Origin of the sequence: Rhizobium sp. Pop5, from assembly GCF_024721175.1 — a bacterium.
Taxonomy (GTDB): domain Bacteria; phylum Pseudomonadota; class Alphaproteobacteria; order Rhizobiales; family Rhizobiaceae; genus Rhizobium.
Map to the genome: position 1 here is coordinate 475196 of NZ_CP099401.1, position 21601 is coordinate 496796.

22 protein-coding genes and 1 pseudogene are annotated in these 21601 nt (G+C 60.6%); 15 read left to right on the forward strand and 8 right to left on the reverse strand.

Annotated elements, in window-relative coordinates; all coding sequences use genetic code 11:
* Positions 1-133 precede the first annotated feature (133 nt).
* Positions 134-1009: an aldo/keto reductase family oxidoreductase gene (locus NE852_RS27955; protein WP_008530075.1), complete on the reverse strand. Its 876-nt coding sequence runs from the start codon at positions 1007-1009 to the stop codon at positions 134-136.
* A gap of 97 nt (positions 1010-1106) precedes the next feature.
* On the opposite strand from NE852_RS27955, the gene NE852_RS27960 reads away from it, so the two are divergent.
* Complete coding sequence (locus tag NE852_RS27960) at positions 1107-2018, forward strand: LysR family transcriptional regulator (RefSeq protein WP_008530077.1); 912 nt, start codon at positions 1107-1109, stop codon at positions 2016-2018.
* A 62-nt stretch (positions 2019-2080) separates the two neighbouring features.
* On the opposite strand, the gene NE852_RS27965 is transcribed toward NE852_RS27960, so the two are convergent.
* Both NE852_RS27965 and rpsU read right to left on the reverse strand, forming a co-directional pair.
* Positions 2081-2275: a hypothetical protein gene (locus tag NE852_RS27965; protein ID WP_008530078.1), complete on the reverse strand. Its 195-nt coding sequence runs from the start codon at positions 2273-2275 to the stop codon at positions 2081-2083.
* Positions 2276-2331: 56 nt separating this feature from the next.
* Positions 2332-2565 carry a 30S ribosomal protein S21 gene (rpsU, locus tag NE852_RS27970; RefSeq protein WP_008530079.1) on the reverse strand — a complete coding sequence of 78 codons (234 nt, stop codon included), beginning with the start codon at positions 2563-2565 and terminating at the stop codon, positions 2332-2334.
* Between the two features lie 12 nt (positions 2566-2577).
* Here rpsU and NE852_RS27975 point away from each other — a divergent pair, with 12 nt between their 5' ends.
* The 7 genes from NE852_RS27975 to NE852_RS28005 all read left to right on the forward strand — a co-directional run bounded on the left by NE852_RS27975 (position 2578) and on the right by NE852_RS28005 (position 9170).
* Positions 2578-3162, forward strand: a complete 585-nt coding sequence (locus NE852_RS27975; RefSeq protein WP_205621962.1) for a hypothetical protein — start codon at positions 2578-2580, stop codon at positions 3160-3162.
* A gap of 20 nt (positions 3163-3182) precedes the next feature.
* Positions 3183-3902: an Ig-like domain-containing protein gene (locus tag NE852_RS27980; protein ID WP_008530083.1), complete on the forward strand. Its 720-nt coding sequence runs from the start codon at positions 3183-3185 to the stop codon at positions 3900-3902.
* Positions 3903-4069: 167 nt separating this feature from the next.
* Complete coding sequence (locus NE852_RS27985; RefSeq protein WP_258156900.1) at positions 4070-4258, forward strand: hypothetical protein; 189 nt, start codon at positions 4070-4072, stop codon at positions 4256-4258.
* Between the two features lie 163 nt (positions 4259-4421).
* Complete coding sequence (locus NE852_RS27990; RefSeq protein ID WP_128623573.1) at positions 4422-5630, forward strand: helix-turn-helix transcriptional regulator; 1209 nt, start codon at positions 4422-4424, stop codon at positions 5628-5630.
* A gap of 275 nt (positions 5631-5905) precedes the next feature.
* Positions 5906-7396 (forward strand): DUF4153 domain-containing protein, encoded by a 1491-nt coding sequence (locus NE852_RS27995; protein ID WP_258156901.1) that lies wholly within the window; start codon positions 5906-5908, stop codon positions 7394-7396.
* Positions 7397-7443: 47 nt separating this feature from the next.
* Positions 7444-8148: a response regulator transcription factor gene (locus NE852_RS28000; protein WP_008530093.1), complete on the forward strand. Its 705-nt coding sequence runs from the start codon at positions 7444-7446 to the stop codon at positions 8146-8148.
* Entirely contained in the window at positions 8148-9170 is a 1023-nt protein-coding gene (locus NE852_RS28005) for a HAMP domain-containing sensor histidine kinase (protein WP_258156902.1), read from the forward strand. The genes NE852_RS28000 and NE852_RS28005 overlap by 1 nt, the downstream gene beginning before the upstream one ends.
* A gap of 23 nt (positions 9171-9193) precedes the next feature.
* On the opposite strand, the gene NE852_RS28010 is transcribed toward NE852_RS28005, so the two are convergent.
* Positions 9194-9832 carry a TetR/AcrR family transcriptional regulator gene (locus NE852_RS28010; RefSeq protein ID WP_008530101.1) on the reverse strand — a complete coding sequence of 213 codons (639 nt, stop codon included), beginning with the start codon at positions 9830-9832 and terminating at the stop codon, positions 9194-9196.
* Between the two features lie 280 nt (positions 9833-10112).
* Here NE852_RS28010 and NE852_RS28015 point away from each other — a divergent pair, with 280 nt between their 5' ends.
* The 5 genes from NE852_RS28015 to NE852_RS28035 all read left to right on the forward strand — a co-directional run bounded on the left by NE852_RS28015 (position 10113) and on the right by NE852_RS28035 (position 15888).
* Entirely contained in the window at positions 10113-10676 is a 564-nt protein-coding gene (locus NE852_RS28015) for a TRAP transporter small permease (protein WP_008530102.1), read from the forward strand.
* Between the two features lie 10 nt (positions 10677-10686).
* Positions 10687-11967 carry a TRAP transporter large permease subunit gene (locus tag NE852_RS28020; protein WP_008530103.1) on the forward strand — a complete coding sequence of 427 codons (1281 nt, stop codon included), beginning with the start codon at positions 10687-10689 and terminating at the stop codon, positions 11965-11967.
* A gap of 71 nt (positions 11968-12038) precedes the next feature.
* Positions 12039-13052, forward strand: coding sequence for a TRAP transporter substrate-binding protein (locus tag NE852_RS28025; RefSeq protein WP_037172620.1), 1014 nt, complete (start codon positions 12039-12041; stop codon positions 13050-13052).
* Positions 13053-13115: 63 nt separating this feature from the next.
* The gene (locus NE852_RS28030; RefSeq protein WP_008530105.1) at positions 13116-13976 is read left to right on the forward strand and encodes a shikimate dehydrogenase; all 861 of its coding nucleotides are present in this window, start codon (positions 13116-13118) and stop codon (positions 13974-13976) included.
* 22 nt (positions 13977-13998) lie between these two features.
* Positions 13999-15888, forward strand: coding sequence for a bifunctional sugar phosphate isomerase/epimerase/4-hydroxyphenylpyruvate dioxygenase family protein (locus NE852_RS28035; protein ID WP_258156903.1), 1890 nt, complete (start codon positions 13999-14001; stop codon positions 15886-15888).
* A 9-nt stretch (positions 15889-15897) separates the two neighbouring features.
* Here NE852_RS28035 and NE852_RS28040 read toward each other — a convergent pair whose 3' ends face one another.
* From NE852_RS28040 to NE852_RS28055, 4 genes and pseudogenes are all read right to left on the reverse strand, one after another.
* A complete protein-coding gene (locus tag NE852_RS28040; protein ID WP_258156964.1) occupies positions 15898-16908 on the reverse strand; it encodes a LacI family DNA-binding transcriptional regulator in 1011 nt (336 codons plus the stop codon).
* Positions 16909-17030: 122 nt separating this feature from the next.
* Entirely contained in the window at positions 17031-18041 is a 1011-nt protein-coding gene (locus tag NE852_RS28045; protein WP_008530109.1) for a zinc-dependent alcohol dehydrogenase family protein, read from the reverse strand.
* A 34-nt stretch (positions 18042-18075) separates the two neighbouring features.
* A complete protein-coding gene (locus NE852_RS28050; protein WP_258156904.1) occupies positions 18076-18846 on the reverse strand; it encodes an L-iditol 2-dehydrogenase in 771 nt (256 codons plus the stop codon).
* A 134-nt stretch (positions 18847-18980) separates the two neighbouring features.
* A pseudogene (locus NE852_RS28055) lies at positions 18981-20293 on the reverse strand (ABC transporter substrate-binding protein).
* Between the two features lie 93 nt (positions 20294-20386).
* Between NE852_RS28055 and NE852_RS28060 the strand changes: the two are divergent.
* Both NE852_RS28060 and NE852_RS28065 read left to right on the forward strand, forming a co-directional pair.
* A complete protein-coding gene (locus NE852_RS28060; RefSeq protein WP_164841431.1) occupies positions 20387-20524 on the forward strand; it encodes a hypothetical protein in 138 nt (45 codons plus the stop codon).
* Positions 20525-20615: 91 nt separating this feature from the next.
* Positions 20616-21599 (forward strand): sugar kinase, encoded by a 984-nt coding sequence (locus NE852_RS28065; RefSeq protein ID WP_008530121.1) that lies wholly within the window; start codon positions 20616-20618, stop codon positions 21597-21599.
* Positions 21600-21601: the final 2 nt, after the last annotated feature.

The window sequence follows — 21601 nt, forward strand, 5'->3', positions numbered from 1 at the left end:
CGACACCCGTTAGATGGCGTCCAGCAGTAAGTTAAACGACATCCTTGGCGGCCTTACCGCTCGTTCTATGCCCAATTCACTGACGCCACGTTTATCTGACATCACCACCCGATCTTCTGCCACCCGGATGCCGTCAGGCGGCGATATCAGCCATGCGGTTCAGTTCCTCGAAAGCGTCTTCCGGCAGCGCCAGCCCGGCGGCGGCGAGGTTCTCCCTGAGATGGCCGACGGATGAGGTGCCGGGGATCAGCAGGATGTTCGGAGCGCGACCCAGCAGCCAGGCGAGCGCCACCTGCATGGGCGTGGCGTTCAGGCGTGCGGCGACGTTGGAGAGCGTGGACGATTGCAGTGGGGTAAAGCCGCCGAGCGGGAAGAACGGCACATAGGCGATGTTCTTGCCGGCAAGCTCGTCGATCAAGGTATCATCGGCCCGATGCGCCAGATTGTACTGATTCTGCACGCAGACGATCTCGGTGACCCCGCGGCCTTCGGCGATCTGTTTCGACGTGGCGTTGCTTAAGCCTAGGTGACGGACCAGACTTTGTCGCTGAAGATCGGCAAGGACCGCGAGCGGCTCTTCTATCGATCCTTCGGCGGGGCCATGCACGTCGAACATGATCCTGAGGTTGACCACGTCGAGCACATCCAGGCCGAGATTGCGCAGGTTGTCGTGTACCGCCTGCGTCAGCTCTTCGCGCGAGAAAGCCGGAATCCATGATCCATCCGCACCGCGCCGTGCGCCGACCTTGGTGACGATGACGAGATCGTCGCGATAGGGGTGCAGCGCTTCGCGGATGATAAGGTTGGTGAGGTGGGGGCCGTAGAAATCGCTGGTATCGATGTGATTGACGCCTGACGCAACGGCTTCGCGCAACACCGCCAGGGCTGCGCCATGATCCCTGGGTGGGCCGAAAACGCCTGGACCCGCAAGCTGCATGGCGCCGTAGCCGAGCCGTTTGACGCGACGGTCGCCGATGGTGAACGTACCGGACTGATCGATAGTGGACATGAACCCAACTCCTTTCAAGAGATGACACCAAGTTAGGCGCTGTCCGGTCGCGTGAAAACCGGGTATAATCCGTACGGGCTGTGCGGGGTGGCGAACAATGAAAGTCGACTTGGGTGATTTGAATGCCTTCGTGGCGGTGGCGCAGGCCGGCGGTTTCCGCGAAGGCGCGCGCGCAAGCGGCGGCAGCGCCTCCTTTCTCAGCGAGGCGGTTCGTCGCCTGGAGGCGCAGCTCGGCGTCAGGCTGCTCAACCGCACGACGCGCAGCGTCGTTCCGACCGAGGCGGGCAAGGGTCTGCTGGAACGGCTCGGCCCTGCGCTGACAGAGGTGGAGTCCGCCCTCGACGTCGTCAACGGGTTTCGTGATAAGCCCGCCGGTTCGTTGCGCCTCAATGTGCCGGTCAGCGCGGCACGGCTGGTGCTACCCGCCATCATTCCACGATTTCTTGCAGCCTATCCCGATATCCGGCTGGAGGTGGTCACCGAGGAGAGCTTCGTCGATGTGATCGCCGCGGGCTGCGACGCCGGCATCCGTTATGACGAACGGCTGGAACAGGATATGATCGCCGTGCCGATCGGGCCGCGCGTGCAGCGCTTTGCCACTGCGGCGTCCCCTGATTATCTCGATCGTCATGGCCGGCCGCAGCACCCCAGCGAATTGCTCGGCCATGCCTGTCTGCTCGGCCGTTTTGCCAGTGGCGCGCTGACGACGCCGTGGGAATTCGAGCGAGACGGCGAGGTCGTTCGGGTTGAACCGAGCGGCCCCTTGATCGTCAGGATCGGCGGGGCGACCGATCTTAAGGTGGACGCTGCAATATCGGGTACGGGGATCGTCTACGTTTTCGAGGACTGGCTGCGCCCGCATCTCGACAGCGGCGCCCTTGAGCCGATCCTCGAACCATGGTGGCAGCGCTTTTCCGGTCCGTTCCTCTATTATCCCGGACGGCGCCTCGTGCCTGCGCCGCTGCGGGCTTTCATCGATTTCGTCAAGGCATCGGCCAACCAGCATTGAGCGGCGTCAGAGCTTGAAATCGGCGCTATCGCGATAATTCGCTGATCTTCTCGTGGTCGTCCTTAATGAACGCTCGGCGTTTTCACGACCACCGCAAAGTCTTCGGCGACCAGTTCGCTGACGGCGATGAGGATTTCTTCCCGCGAAAATCCGGATATCAGGGCGCGTTGGATCAGATCCTGCAGATCCGGCTCCACGACATCGCGGCAATCTTCGAGGCGTTCCTCCGAAACGGTGAGGCTGTTGAGTTCGTCCATTGTCTGTCCTTCCGGATATAATTACGGAGGCCTGGGATGCCTCCCGTCGCAAGCCGTTAGCGGGCAGCCGTCCGCTTCCGCCCGGCAAGCAGGCCCTCACGCTGCATCTTCTTGCGGGCGACCTTGCGCTGCCGGCTGATCGCCTGCGCCTTCTCCCTGACGCGGCGTTCGGATGGTTTCTCGTAGGCGCGCCGTTCCTTCATTTCGCGGAACAGGCCTTCGCGCTGCATTTTCTTTTTCAAAACCCTGAGAGCCTGATCGACATTGTTGTCTCTGACGAGTACCTGCATTTCGAGTTCTCCTTGTTGGGATATATTGGCCGGTCGTATTCAGCCGAGCTGCTCGGCAATCAGCGCCTGCAATTCGCGGCGGGTGAGAAGGCAGGGGGACGGCTTCCAGGTCCCGGCGGCACGGCGGACAGCCTCATCACCTTCGCGCGGTTTGACCGCCGCAGCCGCGGTGGCTTTATTTGTGTTGTTCAAAAAAATCCTTTGCCGGCCACGGCCGGGGTCATCGATTGTGTGTGGGATTGCTTATCGTGCGGCCTCTGGCCGCATGGCCGGTGCGCAAGCATGTCATCCGCGAGCCGTATGGTTTCGGGCCGCAGCTGTAAAATAGGTGTCGGAGACCGCGATTGCAACGGTACTGGCCAGCGGCGTCAAAAAACTCCACCGGAAGTAACAGTTTTTGCCTTTTGCTCAAGTTATCCGCGTATTGGTTTATCAAATTTTCTTCAAATTTGCCTGAATATGCATTTATTCCATGAGGAAATGAAGCAACGGGAAAACCGACATGAAATTAACCTTCTGTTAAATAGGTTATTGACTTATAGTACTAATCAGTTGTTAAAGGAGCCGCTCGCCAAGGTCAGATTGACCCGTCGATAAACAATTTTTAGGAGAGAGTTATGGCTTCGCCGATACACGCAACTGATGATAGTGCAACATTTCAAGAAACTGACGTAATTTCCGGAAATCTGCTTTCCAACGATTCTTCCGACAACGGCCACCTGTTCCTGCGCGCCTTCGACGGCGAAAGCGTCGGTGCCAAGCAGGGCAACAACCAGGTTACTGAGATCCATGGCGATTTCGGTACCTTCTTCGTCAAGCCGGACGGCAGCTACACCTATGTCCTGAGCGACGCCGCCAAGATCGGCTTCACCAATGGTGAGACACTGGTCGAAAAGGTTTCGTACAAGATCTCCGACGGCGCCGGTCACACCGACGTCGGCATGTTCACCCTGAACATCCAGGGCGTAACCCAGATCAAGCCGGTCGCTGTCGAAGATACCTTCAACTTCACCGAAGGTAGCGCTCTTAGCGGTAACGTTCTGGCCAACGACATTGCTGGCGACAACGGCAAGCTCATCCTCCGTCAGTTCCTCAACACGAAGGTAAACGGTGCGACTGACGCCGTCACCGACGTCGCTGGCACGTACGGCACGTTCCACGTCAAGGCGGATGGCTCGTTCACCTACGAACTGACCTCGGATATCGCTGCCGGCGATCATGTCACGGAAGTTCTCCGTTACTACAAAATCTCCGATGGCGAAGGCCACACGGACTCTGCCAAGGTGACGCTGAACATCACCGGCACGGATTTTGATGCTACCCATTTCCCCGTCTGAGTGACGACGGTAGATCAGTGAGCTAGGACGCCCGCCGAGCCATCGGCGGGCGTCTTCGCTTATTACCTATCTTGATGCATTGCCTGGTACGGTATTGATCTAACTCTTTTTAGCTAGTTCTTATAAAATACTGCGAGGCGTAGTCTTCATGTTCGGAGGACAAGCCCTTGACCGAACATGTCGAACCCAAACAAATCGCAACGGACGATCTGCTGAAGGTCTGGTCCGTTACCGAATATTGCGCTCGCCATCAAATAGATGCCGAAGAGCAGGTGCTGCTGCTCAGGCTTTTCGGACCATTCGCGACAGCCTGTGAACTGCTCCACAATGCCAAGCGTTCGCCGCGTTTCAGATGATGGGCATCACATCGTCCCCCAAGATCATTCACCCCCTCATTGGTGGCCACCTTCCCGTCCCCGGAATAGGCGCGCGGATCGCCTCGATCGGGTCTTGCCTCGCCTTGGACAGTGATGAAACAATCTACATGTAGCGATCGTCCCAATTGGCGGAACCGTCATCATGAAAACGGGAGCGGCTGATATGGATCATGTCGACATCATTGACACGGTCTATCAGGCTGCGGCCCGGTCCGAGCTCTGGCCGAATGCGCTGTGCTCGATCGTCGATTACGTCGGCGCGGTCGGTGGGAATATCGTCTATCAGTCGCCTGACGGCCGCGGCAGCTTTTTAATCCCAGGCCGGATGCGCGACGATTTGAACACGCTTTACCTCCGGCGTTACACGTCCAACCCCTATGCCCGCGCATTCGAGAAGGTGAAGCCGGGCGAAATCGCGATCGGCAACACGCTGATCGATGCCGAGGCCGTCCGGCATTCGGCCTTTTATGCCGATATCTGTGAACCTCAGGACATCTTCAACCAGCTCTTCCTACCGCATGCCAGCCTGCATGAGCGCGGAGGCATCGGTGGTGTCGCCCTTTTCCTGTCTCGCCGGCAGGATGAGCATGTTGCCGAGGCGGCAGCTCGGCTGAAGCTGCTCAGCCCGCATCTGACGCGCGCGATCGATCTTTCTTTTCAAATGAGTCGGATCGCCCGCGCACCCGAATTGTCGCAAAGATTGATCGATGCCATTGCCGACGCGGCCGTGCTGATCGACGGGCGCGGTGCGATCCTTCTTCTGAATAAGGCGGCCGAGGCACTGATTCGGCGGGCCGATGGCATTTTCCTCAGCCGATCCGAAAGACCGTCGCTTGCCGCCCACATCTCCGAAAGCTCCCTGCGCCTGGCGACCGCCGTCCATCAGGCTCTGATGATTGCCAATGGCGAAGACACGCCTTTCGAAGGAGCGTTGTCGATCTCTCGGCCATCGGGTTTGCCACCGTATCTGGTGATGGTCACGCCGCTTGCACCGGCGGCGGTTTCCATCTGGGACGCGGTCGACGGTGGGGCACGTGTCCTCATTCATATCGTCGATCCGGAGGCGAAGACACGCCGGCAGGCGCAACAGCTACAGCGCATCTTCGGCCTCACGGAAGCCGAAACGCGGGTTGCAGCGCTAATCGGCAGCGGGATGAATCTGCCTGAGATTGCCCAGGCTCTCGGCATTTCCTCCAATACGGTGAAAACACATACCGGCCGATGCTTCGGTAAAACCGGGGTGCGGTCCCAGGCAGCGCTTGCCAGGCTGATCGCCTCGATTCCGATCGCTGAAAGGCAAGCGCCGCCGCCGGTCCGGACAGATGGAAAGAGCCTTCCGCGGGAATCGTGAATTAGAAAGCCCGCTCCACGATCCCGTTGGATCTCGGCGATTTCCTGAATTGTTCCTCATCCTCTGCACAAAAACTGCAATTCGGCGCGGCATCTTCCCGCCATGAGTAAGAACGACATCCCGCCCCGCATCACCCTGCCGGCCTTGCCGGATCGCCTGCGCAATGACGGGTGGTGGCTAGCGCAGGACAGCGAGCGTCGGGGTGCGCCTGCCGCGGCGAAGCAGGTCGTTATGCTCATCGAAACCGAAAAGCGGCATCTGCGAGAGGAGCAGCAATGGATATATCAGATACCTTGACGGGACCGATGCCCATCAGGCGTGGCAACGGCCCGATTGCCGGCCTGTTCGCGCTCGTTGCGCTTGCGGACTTTCTGATTTTTGATAAGGCGCCTGGGATAAACCTTCTCCTCTTTGCCTTCGCCGTCTGTACCGGCATTTTGCTCTCGGCTCCCAAGAGGCCATCGCCTTTGACGGCGGTTTTCCTGCTGATTTTCTTGACGCTGGCTTCGGCGCCCTTGCTGGAGGCCCCCTCGCTGGCGGGTTTTGCCCTTTGTCTCGGGGCGCTGATGTTGGTTGCCCTCGTCGCGGCCAGGCTGATCCCCGGTCGCCTCACAAGCCTGCCCTTCGTGTTTTTCCGTTTCATCCTCGTCATTCCCCTGCGGCTCGCGGAGGATTGCTGGAAACATGGCGCCACGCCGGCCAAACATTTCTCCTTCGCGAGGGTCAGGCAGAGCGTCGGTCTCTGGGTCATGCCGCTCGTTCTCGCAGCGGTTTTCGTGTCTCTCTTTGCGGCTGCGAACCCGCTTATCGAGATTGCGCTGCGCAGCATTGATTTTGCCATCCTCCTGCAATTCCTCGATCTTTGGCGGATCGGCTTCTGGATAACGGTCGCCATCATCGTCTGGGCGATGTTCCGGCCGCGTCTGAAGCGCCGCTCTGTGCGGTCGCAGACCGACAGGGCTTTCATGGTCGTGCCCGCCAGAAATGCACCGCTCGGGCATGCCTCGCTGTTGCGCTCGCTCGCCCTGTTCAACGCGGTTTTTGCCGTGCAGACGCTTCTCGATCTCGTCTATCTCTGGGGCGGCGCTGATCTGCCCGATCACATGAGCCATGCCGAATATGCGCATCGCGGCGCCTATCCCCTGATCGCGACAGCGCTTCTTGCCGCCGGCTTCGTCCTCATCGCCATGCGGCGCGGCGGGCCTGGCGATCACAGTGCGCTGATCCGCGGCCTCGTCCACGCCTGGATCGGCCAGAACGTTCTTCTCTGCCTGTCGTCGATGCTGCGGCTCGGGCTCTACGTTGAAGTCTATTCGCTGACGGAACTGCGCGTCGCCGCCGGCGTCTGGATGGGTCTCGTCGCCATCGGGCTTATCCTGATCCTGCTGCGCATTCTGCTCAAACGCTCCAACGAGTGGCTGATCGCCGCCAACCTCGTCTCCCTGGTTGCTGTGCTCTACGTCAGCGCTTTCATCGATATCCCGGCTTTCATCGCCCGCTTCAATGTCGTTCACAGTCAGGAAATCAGCCAGGAAGGCCCGCCGCTCGACCTGGATTATCTCTCCTCGCTGGGTCCGTCCGTCATTCCGGCGCTCGATCTCTATCTCCTCAAGCTGCCGGACCGGCTGATCGACCAGAGGACCCGGGCGATGACAGTTCGGTACTACCTCTCCACGAATTTCGAAATGCGCCGGCGTGACTGGCGGAACTGGACCTTCCGGGCGGCGCGGCTGGAGAACTATCTTCTGGATCCCATTGCAAGATAGAACGAGAACGATAACAACAGGCACGACAAACCAACGCAGGACTGGCAATGGCGCCGCGCATTCTCGTCGTCGACGACGAACCTCACATCCGCGATGTGATCTGCTTTGCCCTCGATCGCGCCGGTCTCGTATCGGCGGTGGCTCGCAACGGCACCGAAGCGATGGCGGCCTTCCGCCGCGGCAATCTCGATCTCATCATTCTCGATATTGGCATGCCTGACATGGACGGTCTGGATGTCTGCCAGCAGATCCGCAAGACTTCGGGCCTGCCGATCCTGTTTCTTTCGGCGCGCGACGAGGAGATCGACAGGGTGTTGGGTCTCGAAATCGGCGGGGACGACTATGTCACCAAACCTTTCAGCCCACGCGAACTCGTCGCGAGGGTAAAGGCCATCCTGAAGCGTAGCGGCAGTGAAACAGAACCCGACAGACGACACGCCACCCTGGTTGCCGGCGACCTCAGCCTCGATCGCCGCGGCAGGACGGTCATGTTCGGCGATAATGCCATCGCTGTGACAGCGCTGGAATTCGCCATCCTCGACGCATTGCTGTCACATCAGGATATGGTCTTCAGTCGCGAACAGCTGATGGAAGCGGCCTATGGTCCGAACACCTATGTCTCCGACCGGACGATCGACAGCCATATCCGCAATATCAGGGCCAAATTCGTCGCCGCCGGCGGTTCCGGGGTTATCGCAACCGTTCACGGTATCGGCTTCAAGCTCGGCGGCGACGTCGGGAGGAAGGCCTGATGCCGGCGCCTAAAGTCCGTACGAAGTGGCGGCCGACCTTGGCGCTGATCGTCTATGCCGTGCTTTTGACCGTCATGACGCTGCCGATCCTGATCGTCGTCTGGTTTCGCGCCGTCGAGGCGAATTCGAACGGAATGGCGCCGACGGAAATCGGCGCCCTCGTCGTCGTCCTCCTGTTGACGCTCGGTGTTGCCTATGTGCTGACGCGCACCATTACCGGGCCCATCGACGCCCTGATCGCCCGCGCGGAAGAGATCGCCCGCGGCGGCAAGGCGGCGATCCGGCCGCTCGAAAGCCACGGAACGCGCGAGATTGCGGTGCTATCGCAAAGCTTCCTCGATCTCGCGGGGAAACTGGTCGATCGTACCGAATATGTCCGCTCCTTTGCCGCTCACGTCTCTCATGAGCTGAAGTCGCCGCTGACAGCTATCCGCGGTGCGGCGGAGCTTTTGCGCGACGATGACGGCGAGCGGCAGATGACGAAAGCGCAGCGCCTGCATTTTCTCGACAATATCGTCGCCGACGCGGTGCGGCTGGACGCATTGCTGCAGCGGCTGAGAGAGCTTGCGCAAGCGGAAACACCTTTGGCCGAGGGCCAGATCAGCGTCGCGGACATCGTATCCTTGCTGCGTGGGCGATTTCCCGCCCTCGAGATATCAGGCGCAGGCGACATGGCAATATCGGTTTCTCTTCCCCAGGAAGCAGCCGGAATCGTCTTTGCCAACCTTGCCGAAAACGCCCTGCAGCACGGCGCCACGATGTTGGAACTCGCAGTGTCGGTCGATACCCGAACGGCCGTCATTCTTGTCCGCGACGACGGCAGCGGCATTTCCGAGGCAAATTGCGAGCGTGTTTTTCAGCCGTTCTTCTCGACCCGACGCGAACAGGGCGGCACGGGCATGGGTCTCGGCATCGTCCGCGCCATGCTGAGCTCTCATGGCGGCACGATCCACCTTCGGCAGACGACCGGCACCGGCGCCGAGTTCGAAATCACCCTCCCCGCCCAATCCACGCGCGGCTGAGGCAGAGCCCTCGAATTGAGCCGTCAGCTTTTCAGGTAGCTGACGACAGCGTCGGCGATCATTCCACGATGGCGTTCGATAGTTTCGCCCTCGGAGAGATTACGCCGGAAGATCGTGCCGAACGTGTAGCGGTTCGAAACGCGAAAGAAGCAGAAGGCGCTGATCATCATATGGATGTCGATCGGATCGGCCTTGCGCCGGAAGACGCCCTGGTCGAAGCCGCGCTCCAGAATGCCGGCGATAGTCTCGATGATGGAGACGTTGAGATCGCGGATCGCCTCCGAGCGCAGCATATGCGCAGCGTGATGGATATTCTCGATGCTGACGAGGCGGACGAAGTCGGGATTGGCCTCATCGTGATCGAAGGTCGTAGAAATCAGCGTCCGTAACGCCGCCTCCGGCTCGAGATTGGAGAGATGCAGATCGGATTCCAGCGAGCGGATCTTGCGATAGGACTGTTCGAGGACGGCGAGGTAGAGCCCCTCCTTGCTGCCGAAATAATAATAGATCATCCGCTTCGAGGTGCGCGTCTTCTCGGCGATCGAGTCGACGCGGGCGCCGGCCAGCCCATGGGTCGAGAATTCCTCGGTGGCGACGAGGAGAATATCCTCCTTCGTCTGCTGTGGATCATTCTTTCGGCCGTTTTCGCCCCGTTCCGCCATAAGTCTGATGACCGCTCTTTCTAATCTCTTGCTTTATCTATCGAATTTCGGCGTTCGGCTGCATGTGAAGCAAATGCTTCAGTCTGCGTGCCCGTCAGTCTTATTCACGTTGGCGGCATGTTTCAATAGATGTCGCTTGACATACGAACTAGTTAGTACATTTTGAGGAGGCGAACAGCGGAGGGGTTGATCGCAACGGCAATACCTCGGTTAAGACGCGCATTGGCGTGTCTGAGGACGGTCGGCCGGCAGAAGCAAGGCCACGCTTGGGGAGGAGCGCATGACCCGCATCATCGATTACTATTTCTTCGTGCTGAAGGTGACGATCGCCCTGCTGCTGGCGGCCATGGTGGTGCTCGTCTTCGGCAATGTCGTGCTTCGCTACGCCTTCAATCAGGGCATTACCTCCTCGGAGGAGCTGTCGCGCATTTTCTTCATATGGCTGACTTTCCTCGGCGCCGTTCTGGCGATGCGCGAGCACGCTCATCTCGGAGTGGATTCGCTGATCACGCGCCTCCCGAAACCTGTCGCCAAGCTCGCTGTGCTTCTCGGTTACGGCATGATGCTGGTCGCTACATGGCTGATGATCAGCGGCAGTTGGACCCAGACGCTGATCAATCTTCACGTCTCGGCCCCGGCGACCGGAATTTCGATGGGCGTCTTCTACGGCGCGGGGCTCGCCTTCGGCGTGCCGGCCCTTTTCATCCTGCTCTGGGACGCTTTCGCGATTGCGACCGATCGCATCGACGTGACGACCGCGGCACTTGTTCGTGACAGCGAGGAGCAGGCGGCGCTCGAAGATCCAGCGCAGACGGCCTTTCCCGTTCTGAAGCCGAAGCATTGAGGAGCGCGCCATGACCGTCACCATCTTCCTCGGCGCTCTTCTCGGCCCGATGGCGCTCGGCGTACCGATCGCCTTTGCCCTCATCATCACCGGTGTCGCGCTGATGATGTATCTTGGCATGTTCGACGCGCAGATCGTCGCGCAGAACGTGCTGAATGGCGCCGACAGCTTCCCGCTAATGGCCGTGCCCTTCTTCCTGCTTGCCGGCGAGGTGATGAATACCGGCGGCCTTTCGCGCCGCATCGTCAATCTCGCCATGGCCATGGTCGGGCATGTGCGCGGCGGCCTCGGCTTTGTCGCGATCTTCGCGGCCTGCGTTCTCTCCAGCCTTTCCGGTTCCGCCGTCGCCGATGCGGCAGCCCTCGGCGCCCTGCTCTTTCCGATGATGCTGAAATCGGGCCACGATCCGGCCCGTGCCGGCGGTCTGCTGGCTTCGGCCTCGATCATCGGCCCGATCATCCCGCCCTCGATCGGTTTCATCCTTTATGGCGTCATCGGCGGGGTCTCGATCACCAAGCTGTTTCTGGCCGGCATCTTTCCGGGCCTGATGATCGGTGCTGCCCTTTGCGTTACATGGCTGATCGTGGCACGCAAGGAACAGTTCGCCCTGCCGCCGAAACAAAGCGGCGCCGTACGGATGAAGGCGTTCGTCGAAAGCATCTGGGCGCTGATGCTTCCCGTCATCATCATCGTCGGCCTGAAATTCGGCGTGTTCACGCCGACCGAAGCCGGCGTCGTCGCGGCGGTCTATTCGCTCTTCGTGTCGATGGTCATTTATCGCGAATTGCCGCCGTCGCGGCTGTTCGAGGTCTTTGTCGCCGCTGCGAAAATCACCTCGGTGGTGATGTTCCTCGTCGCCTGCGCCGCCGTTTCAGCCTGGCTGATCACAGTCGCCGACGTGCCCGGCGAGCTTGCGGCCCTCGTCGAGCCCCTCATGGGCAATCAGACGTTGCTCTTGCTTGCGATCATGGTGCTGATCGTTGTGGTCGGTACGGCCATGGACATGACGCCGACGATTCTCGTCATGACGCCGGTGTTGATGCCCATCATCAAGCAGGCTGGGATCGACCCGATCTATTTCGGCGTGCTGTTCATCATCAACAATTCGATCGGGCTGATAACGCCGCCCGTCGGCACCGTGCTCAACGTCATTTGCGGCGTTTCCAAGCTCTCGATGGAAGAACTGATGAAGGGCGTCATCCCCTTCATGATCGCCGAACTGATCGTTCTGTTTCTGCTCGTTCTTTTCCCCGCGCTGGTGACCGCTCCGGTCGCCTGGTTCGGTCACTGAATTCGCCTGTCACGGCGATGGAATATCAACGCGGCCGGAGGGAGATGCCGGTCTTATCCTGGGAGGAAAACATGCTGAATAGATTGACGAAGCTGGCGCTGGGACTGGCGCCGCCCATTGCGCTCTTGGCGAGCCCAGCAATGGCCGAAATCCGTGAACACAGCCTCAAATTCGCCGCCGCCAACAACAAGGGCCATCCACAGGTCATGGGCATGGAAAAGTTCGCCGAGCTGGTGAAGGAAAAGAGCGGCGGCAAGATCGAGGTCAAGCTGTTTCCGGGCGGCGTGCTCGGCGGCGATGTCCAGACGGTATCGGCCCTGCAGGGCGGCGTCATCGAGATGACGGTGCTCAACGCCGGCATTCTCTCGAGCAACATCAAACAGTTCGGCGCCGTCGACCTGCCGTTCCTCTTTAATAGCGGCGAAGAAGCCGACAAGATCATGGACGGCGCCTTCGGCACTGGCCTGATGAAGCTGCTGCCCGACACCGGGCTCGTCGGTCTCGCCTATTGGGAACTCGGCTTCCGCAACCTCACAAACAACCGCCATGCCGTCACCAAGCTCGAGGATATCAAGGGCCTGAAGATCCGCACGATCCAGTCGCCGATCCCGATCGAGCTCTTCAACAGTCTCGGTGCCAATGCGGTGCCCCTGCCCTATACGGAACTCTATACGGCGCTTGAGACCGGCACCGTCGACGGCCAGGAGAACCCGGCCGCCAACATCGTCAACGCCAAGTTCTACGAAGTGCAGAAGTACATGACGGTCACCCGTCACCAGTACAATCCGCAGATCGTGCTTATCAGCAAGAAGTTCTGGGACGGATTGAACGATGAAGAGAAAGCGATCTTCCAGTCCGCCGCGACGGAAGCCCGCGACTATCAGCGCAAGGTTTCCAGGGAGCAGGACGCCAAGGCGATGGGGGAAATCAAGAAGACCGGCATGGAAGTGGCCGAACTCAGCCCGGAAGAAACACAGAAGCTGCGCGACGCCGTCAAGCCGCTGATCGACAAGTTTGCGGCGCAGATCGGCGCCGATACGGTCACGCAGCTCTTCAAGGAACTCGACGCGGTTCGCGGCAAGTAAGCGGATCGGGGCCCGCGGTGACCCTGCGGGCCTTTCCATCACGAGAGAAATGGGAATTGGCGCATGGCCGAGACACTCCTGAAACCGTTGAAGGCGGGGCTGATCGGCTCCGGCATCCAAGCCTCGCTGACGCCTGCCATGCATATGAAAGAGGGTACCGCGCAGGGGCTGGACTACGTCTACGAACTGATCGATCTCGCCAAGCTGGAGACATCGCCGGCCGATCTTCCGGCACTTCTCGAAGATGCAGAAAAACGCGGCCTTGCGGGCCTCAACATCACCCATCCCTGCAAGCAGATCGTCATCCCGTTGCTGGACGATCTATCACCCGAAGCCCGGGCGCTCGGCGCCGTCAATACCGTGGTGCTGAAGGATAACAGGCGCTTCGGCCACAATACCGACTGGTGGGGTTTTGCCGAGAGTTTCCGGCGCGGGCTGCCGCAAGCCGATCTTTCCTCGGCCGTGCAACTCGGAGCCGGCGGAGCGGGTGTCGCGACCGCCTATGCGATCCTGACGCTCGGCCTGAAGAGCCTGACGGTCTTCGATCGCGAGCATCAGCGCGCTGTCGATCTGGCAGAAACGATGTCCGCGCTCGTTCCCGATGCGTCGATCACCGCCGGCAGTGACCTTGAAGCCGCAATGAAGACGGCGTCCGGGCTGATCCACGCGACGCCGACCGGCATGGCCAAATATCCCGGCACGCCGCTTCCGCCCGACCTTCTGCAAGAGCGGCATTGGGTCGCCGAGATCGTCTACTTCCCCTTGGAGACCGAGCTATTGCGGCAGGCAAGGCAGCGCGGCTGCCGGACGCTTGATGGCGGCGGCATGGCGGTGTTCCAGGCGGTCGGCGCCTTTCGCCTGATCACCGGTAGGGAACCTGATGCGGGCCGCATGCTTGCTCACTTCAAGACCATGACGACTTAACGCTATTGCAAGGACCACTTCGATGAAGACATCGATTGCGACCGTTTCGCTGAGCGGCGATCTGCGCGACAAGCTGGAGGCGATCGCCAAGGCCGGTTTCGACGGGGTGGAGATTTTCGAGAACGATTTCCTGATCTTCGACGAGAGCCCGAAGGAGGTCGGCCGGATGGTGCGCGATCTCGGCATGGAGATCACGCTCTTTCAGCCGTTTCGCGATTTCGAAGGTATGCCCGAGCCGCTGCGCGGACGCACTTTCGATCGGGCAGAGCGCAAATTTGATCTCATGCAGGAGATGGGCACGGATCTCGTGCTCGTCTGCTCGAATGTTTCGCCGGCTGCCCTCGGTGGCCTTGACCGCGCGGCAGCGGATTTTCATGAACTCGGCGAGCGCGCCGCCAAACGCGGGCTGCGCGTCGGTTATGAGGCGCTCGCCTGGGGCCGCCACATTCACGACCATCGCGACGCCTGGGAGATTGTCCGGCGAGCCGATCATCCCAATATCGGCCTGATCCTCGACAGCTTTCATACGCTGTCGCGCAAGATCGACGTCAATTCGATCCGGTCTATCCCGAAGGAGAAAATCTTCATCATCCAGCTTGCTGATGCGCCGTTGATCGACATGGACCTGCTCTACTGGAGCCGGCACTTCCGCAACATGCCTGGTGAAGGCGACCTGCCGGTGCTCGACTTCATGAAGGCTGTGGCCGCAACCGGCTATGACGGCTATCTTTCGCTGGAGATCTTCAACGACCAGTTCCGCGGCGGTTCGCCAAACGCGATTGCCGTCGACGGTCGACGCTCGCTGATCTATCTCGGAGACCAGGTGAAGCGGCAGCAGCCGGAGAGCGCGCTGCCGGTGCCCGCCATGCCGCCGCGCGCTGCCGTCGAGGGCATAGCCTTCATCGAGTTCACCGCCGATGAAGACGAGGCGCCGGAACTCGAGGCCCTGTTTGCAAGCCTCGGTTTTCGCAAGGCTGCCAAGCACAAGACCAAGCGCGTCACGGTCTTCCGCCAGGGCGCCATCAATCTCGTCGTCAACACGGAGCAGAAAGGCTTTGCCAGTGCCTCTTACGCCGTCCATGGCACTTCGGCCTATGCCGCCGGGCTGATGGTCGACGATGCCGAGGCAGCCCTGCAGCGCGCGACGGCGCTCGGCGCCGAACGGTTCGCGCAATCGCTCGACGCCGGCGAGATCGAAATGCCGGCGGTGCGCGGCGTCGGCGGCGGCGTCCTTTATTTCCTCGACCGCAAGACCGATCTTGGCCGCATCTGGGAGATCGAATTCGATGCGATCGAGGACGATGCCGCTCCGCAGCCGGCTGGGCTGCAATCGATCGACCATATGGCGCAGACGATGAAATACGAGGAGCTGCTGACCTGGCTCCTGTTTTACACCTCGCTCGTCGAAGCTGAGAAGACGCCGATGGTCGATATCGTCGATCCCTCCGGCATCGTCCGCAGCCAGGTCGTGGAAAATCGAGAAGGATCTCTGCGCATCACCTTGAACGGCGCGGAAAATCGCAACACGCTGGCCGGCCGCTTCATCGCCGAAACCTTCGGCTCCGGCATCCAGCATCTCGCCTTCAGGACCGACGACATATTCGCGACCGCCGCGGCCCTTGCCGCAAACGGCTTCGTCTCGCTTGCGATTTCGCCAAACTATTATGACGATCTCGAAGCCCGCTTCGGCCTCGACGCCGAATTTGCCGATCGCCTCAAGGCCAACAATATCCTCTATGATCGCGACGATTCCGGCGAGTATCTCCAGCTCTATAGCCCAACCTATGGCGAGGGACTGTTCTTCGAGGTCGTCGAGCGGCGCGGTTATCGGGGTTATGGCGCAGCAAACGCCATCTTCAGGATCGCAGCGCTGAGGAAACATCTGAGGCCGACGGGCCTGCCCCGCGCCTGAGGCGCCATATCAGGCGGAGGTCCGCAGCATCAGTTCGGCATTGAGAAGGATGCGGCCTGCCGGCGCGGCAGGCCCCTCGCTCTCGCCGAGCCTGTCGAGCAGCAGCTCGATCGCCAGCCGGCCGATCTCGTTATAGTTCTGCGCAACCGTCGTGATCGGGGGGCAGGCATAGCGGGAGAGAGGATGGTCGTCATGTCCGGCGACACGCAGATCATAATTGGCGCCGTGGCCGACCTTCAGGCCCTGCTGATAGGCGGCTGCAATGACGCCGAAGGCGACGCGATCATTGGCGCAGAGCACGGTGCGCGTCGGGAAGCCCTGCCCCGACGTCAGGATACGGGTCGCTTCCTCGAAGCCGAAGCGCTCGAAATCCCAGCTCTTGCTATCTGTAAGCTCGACAATCTCGGGCACCACCCGGAACTGCTCCATCGCCTCGAGATAGGCCGTCTGGCGCGTCAAGGCGTTGGTGTTGACATGCGGCATGCCGAAATAGCAGGGCGGTTCGCCCGAACGGCAGAGATAGTCGACGATCAGGTTGAAGCTCTGGCGATTGTTGGTGCCGACGAAGGAGGATGTATCGTCGAGCGGCGAGTCCACATAGATGAGCGGTACGCTGCGGCCAAGCTCATCGAGCGTGGCGTGGTGGGATTCCACGCCGAGCGGCGCGATGATCGCGCCGGCGACATTCATCGATTTCAAGGTCTTGATCGCCCGGTCTTCCATTTCCGCCTTGCCGTCCGACGACAGCACGAAGGCGAGGAAGCCTGTCTCGTTGGCGATCATTTCGATGCGGCGGGTAAGCGCCATGTAGAAGGGGTCGGTGGAATTGGGAATGATGACGCCGAGAATATTGCTGCGCCGGCGGTTGAGATTGACGGCGAATATGTTCGGTCGGAATCCTGACTTCTTCAGGGCCTGCTCGATCGCCTCCCGCGTCTTCTGGCGCACCGACATCGGATCGCTGAAATATTTCGATACCGTGGGACGCGACAGGCCGACGAACTCCGAAAAGTCCTCCATGGTTTTGATCGTCTTGCCCACCATCTGATCTCCTGACACGGCGTCTCTGACGGCTTTCTAGATGACTCATTGCCCAACGAAAAGCGCTCTGTCGTTCGGCGTCGATGACGATGAGGATCGATCTAGTCGACGGAGAACTGCACTTTCATCGTTGCCGGATCGGCGGACTTCTTGGTGATGAAGGGAAGCACCTCGTCGAGCGGCAGGCGATGCGAAACCAGTTGCGCCATCGCGCCTTCGTCCCGTTCGAGGATGGCCAGTGCCTCGGGAATGTTGCGGTTTAGCGAATGAGAGCCGGCAAAACGGATCTGGCGCCGGAAGATCTCGAAGGGCGCGATGGAAATGCGCTGATCGGGGGCGCAGACGCCGAAGGCGAGAACCGTGCCGCCGTCGTTGACGAAGTCGATCATGCCTTCGACGACGCGGGCGATGCCGGTTGCATCGGCGACGAAATCGAAAGCCCGGCGACGATCCGCAAGCGCCGCCGATCCCGAGACGGCCGTCTCAAGCCCCAGCTTTTCGGCGAAGGCAAGACGCCCCTCATTGATGTCGGCGACCGTCACCGACGAGACCCCTTCGGCTTTCAGGGAAAGCGCGAGCAGCAGCCCGATCGGCCCGGCGCCGAAGACCAGTGCGTTTTCCGTTCCCGTCGGACCTGTCCGCAATCCGGCGCTGCTAAGGCCATTCAAGACGCAGGCGAGCGGCTCGGCGAGTGCGGCGAGGTTGAAGTCGAGATCGCCGATCTCATAGAGATGACAGGTCCTGACGAGACTGTATTCGGCGAAACCGCCATTTTCCGTTACGCCGTAGGCCTTCAGATCGCGGCAAAGATTGGTCAGCCCCTTGCGGCAGGCCCGGCATTCTCCGCAGGGAAGATTGGGATCGACGACGACCCTGGCGCCGATGGCAAGGCTGGAGACGTCGCCGGCGACCGCCTCGATCACGCCGGCATATTCATGGCAGGGCACCAGCGGGAAGCGGCCCTCGCCGTAACGGCCGTGCAGGACGTCGATATCGGTATGGCAAAGGCCGGCCGCGCGCACGCGCACCAGCGCATGGCCGGGCCTGAGTTCGGGCACGGGCAGCGCTTTGGTCACCGCGACGCCTTTTTCGGTATAGCAGATGGCTTCCATCTCCCGAGCTCCTGGCTTCATGTTGCGGCCGCGATCAGCTCATCCAGTTGCCGCCGTCGACATTATAGGTCTGGGCAAGAATATAGTCGCTGTCGGCGGATGCGAGGAAGACGGCAAGGCCCTTGATGTCGTCAGGCGTCGCGAAACGGCCGATCGGAACGGATTTGGCGACTGCCGCCTTCTTCTCGCCAGGCTTCAGCCCTTCCCATTTGGCAAAATGGGCGTCCACAACATCCCAATGCTCGCCGTCGACAACGCCGGGCGCGATCGCGTTGACGTTGATGCCGTACTTGACGAGGGCGAGCGCCGCCGATTGCGTCGCCGAGATGATGGCCGCTTTGGAGGCGCAGTAGAGCAGCACAAGTGCCTCGCCGCGACGGCCCGCCTGGCTTGCCATATTGATGATCTTGCCGCCCCTGCTCCGCTTGATCATCACTTTGGAGACGGCCTTCATCATGAAGAGCGGCCCTTTCAGGTTGATGGAGAAGATGCGGTCGTAACTTTCCTCGGTGATCTCGTTGACAGGCGCCATGTCGAAGATGGCGGCATTGTTGATAAGGATGTCGATGCCGCCGAACTCTTGGTCAACCGCCGCTACCAGAGTATCGATGGCCGAGAGATCGGTGACATCGAGCTTCATCGCCTTTGCGGCGGGGCCGATTGCGGCAACCGACTTCATCGCCCGATCGATGTCGATATCGGCAATGACGACCTGCGCGCCTTCCCTGGCGAAGGCTTCGGCAAAGCCGAGGCCGATACCGCGCGCGCCGCCGGTGATCAGGGCGACTTTGTCTTTCAATCTCATGTCGTTCTCCAATTCAGCCGGCAAGGAGCCGGAAATGATAAAGAATGGCGGTCGCCCAGACCAGAAGGTTCCGGCAGCTTCACTGCCGGAACCTTCCTGGGAGGAACTCGCGGAAAACCGCGAGGAGAGGTGCCCTACTTCGGATAACCTGCGCGCTTCATGTCGCGCTCGACCTGCTTTTGGGCGCTGTCGAGAGCCGCAGCGACCGTTTGCTGGCCTGATAAGGCGGCGGCGATCTGCTGGCCGACGAGCGTGCCGATACCCTGGAACTCAGGAATGGCGACGAATTGGACGCCGGTATAGGGAACGGGGTCCTTGGTCGGTTTTGACGGGTCGGCCGAAAGGATCGCCTTCAGCACGGTATCGGCAAATGGAGCGGCCTTCTGATATTCCGGCAGAGCATAGGTCGACTTGCGCGTGCCGGGCGGCACGGCCACCCAGCCCTCAGTCTCGCCGACCTTCTTGACGTAGTCTTTTGACGTGGCCCATTTCAGGAAGGACTTGGCGGCGTCGAGCTTTTCGACGTGGCCGGTATTGCCAGGTTCCAGGACCAGGACCAGCTCGATCCGTTTGCCGTGACGGCGATGGGAGCGCGGGTGAAGGCGATCTTGTCGGCAACCTTGCTCTGCTTCGGGTCATAGACCCGGCCGGCGGCCGAGGTCGCATCGATCCACATCGCGCAGTGGCCGGTCGAAAACAGCGCCTGGTTTTCGTTGAAGCCGTTGGCAGTCACGCCGGGCGGACCGTATTTGGTCATCAGCTCGACATAGTCGGTAATCGCCTTCTTCCAGGGCTCGGAATTGATCTGAGGCTTCCAGTCCATGTCGAACCAGCGTCCGCCATAGGCGTTGATCATGGTTCCGAGGAACGCCATGTTCTCGCCCCAGCCCGGTTTGCCGCGCAGGCATAGACCATATTGTTCCTTCGACTTGTCGGTCAGCTTGGCAGCATATTGCTTGATCTGGTCGTAGGTCGGTTCGTCGGGCATCTTGATGCCCGCCGCATCGAAGAGATCCTTGCGGTAGAGCGTGAACGAGCTTTCGGTATAGAAGGGCACCGCATAGAGCTTGCCGTCAACAGTCAGGCCGGTCTTGATCGGGGCGAGCAGGTCGTCATAGTCATAATCGGCGCCGAGATCGCCGACGGGGGCCAGCCAGCCCTGCTTGCCCCAGATCGGCGCTTCATAGCCGCCGACGGTGATGATGTCGTATTGGCCGCTCTTCGTCGCGATGTCGGTGGTGACTTTCTGGCGCAGGACGTTTTCTTCCAGCACAACCCAGTTCACCTTGTTGCCGGTCTCCTTTTCCCATTCCGGCGACAATTTCTGCATGATGATCATATCGCCATTATTGACGGTGGCGATCGTCAGCTCCTCCGCGCCCGCCATTACGGCGCCCAGCGCGAGGCAGGCGACGGACGCCGACAGAATGCAAATGATCTTGCTCATGGTCTCCGCTCCTCCTTTACGGATGTTCACGCATAAAATTACATGCGTAAACTTTTATCCGTCATCATCGATGAGCTTGTCAAGGAGGTTTTGATGGATCATTCAGTCCGTGACCTGACGTATTTCACGGCGGCGTGGGCTGAATGGCGAGTTTTGCAGTGCAGTGTGTATCGAATTTTGGCGTTTGCATCGCAATATAAAATTATCGCGCGTCAAATTATTCTTGACTGACCGTCGCAGGCAAGTTACGGGCGAACCAAGGCTTTTGGCGAAGCGGGCGGGCTGGTGAGCGCCACCGCTTCCCGCATAAAGGAGATTGCAGATGCCGTTACCTCTGAGGACACTTGCGCCGGAAGCGCTCGGCCCGACCATAACAGTCGGCGAAATCCTCGTGGAGATCATGGCAACCACGGTCGGCGCAGGTTTCCTCGAGCCGCAGTCCCTGACCGGGCCCTATCCGAGCGGCGCGCCGGCCATCTTCATCGATCAGGTGGCGCGGATGGGTGGCGCGGCGGGTATCATCGCCAGTGTCGGCGATGACGATTTCGGCCGGCTGAATGTCGATCGCCTGCGCCAGCACGGCGTCGACGTCTCCGCCATCGAAGTCAGCGAGGATTGGCCGACCGGCAGCGCCTTCGTTCGCTACAAGCCGGACGGCGCGCGGGACTTCGTCTTCAACATTGCCAAGTCCGCCGCCGGCCAGATTGCTCTGACGCCTGCCGCCCAGACTCTCGTTCAGCGCGCCGGACATGTGCATGTCATGGGAACGGCTCTTTCCATTCCCGGTGCCCAAGAGGTGATCCTTTACGCCATCGAGACGGTGCGCGCTCGCGGTGGGTCGGTATCCCTCGACCCCAACCTCCGTAAGGAATTGGTGACGGATGACGGTGCTCTGGAAAGCTTCGATCGGGTGCTCACCATGGCGGATCTGTTGCTGCCCTCCGGCGAGGAGCTTTTCACGGCGGCCGGGGTGACCGATGAAGCCACCGCCGTCGCGCGACTGCTGGAGGGCGGCATCGGCGAAATCGTTGTGAAGCGGGGCGAACAGGGCGCATCCTTCTTCGGGCGGGATCTCGCGCGCATCGATTGCGCCGCCTTCGCGGTCGAGGAGATCGATCCGACCGGTGCGGGGGACTGCTTCGGCGCGGCCTATCTCACCTGCCGCCGCAAGGGCATGACCCCGGAGGCCGCCCTGCTCCACGCCAATGCGGCCGGCGCCCGCAATGTGACCCGGCTCGGGCCGATGGAAGGCGTCTCCACCTTCGCCGAGCTGGCGGCCTTGATCACTGAGACCCCGAGGAGATAGTC